The following is a 479-nucleotide window of genomic DNA, read 5'->3' as shown; positions in this document are numbered from 1 at the left end:
AACGAAAACAAAAGGAAATGTTATTTTTGATATCTTCCATAAAGACAATCAAAGAAAGAGTTATAACGGTGTAATGATTGGGAAGTCTGGTGCGGGGAAATCAACATTGTTAAAAAAGAAAAGTGTGGATTATGCAAGTAAGGGTCATTTTGTTCGGATATTTGATGTTGTAGAAGAGTTTACAGATACAGTGAAAGAACTAGGAGGAAAGACCATCTCATTAGACGGTTCTCAAGGTCAAATTAACCCACTTCAAGTGTACAAAACAGCAGAACTTGAAGAAGTTAGTTTCACTCAACATCTATCTAAATTGACAATTTTTTATCGTTTCATTGCGCCAGAAGCAAAAGATGATGAAATTAAAGAATATGAAAATTTGCTTCGTAAATTATATATTCGTATGGGATTATGGAATGACGAAAAAGGAGCGAAAAATGAAATTACAACAAGAAAATCAAAAGAATATCCGATTTTCTCTG

Annotated in this window: 1 pseudogene; it reads left to right on the top strand. The window is 32.6% G+C overall.

Annotated features, from left to right (window positions below):
• Positions 1-479 (top strand): annotated as a pseudogene (locus tag ACLBXA_RS22330) (VirB4 family type IV secretion system protein); the annotation flags it as partial.

Source organism: Bacillus sp. D48C (genome assembly GCF_053345735.1).
The sequence above is the reverse complement of the archived record's forward strand: the minus strand, read 5'-3'. Positions and strand labels throughout refer to the sequence as shown.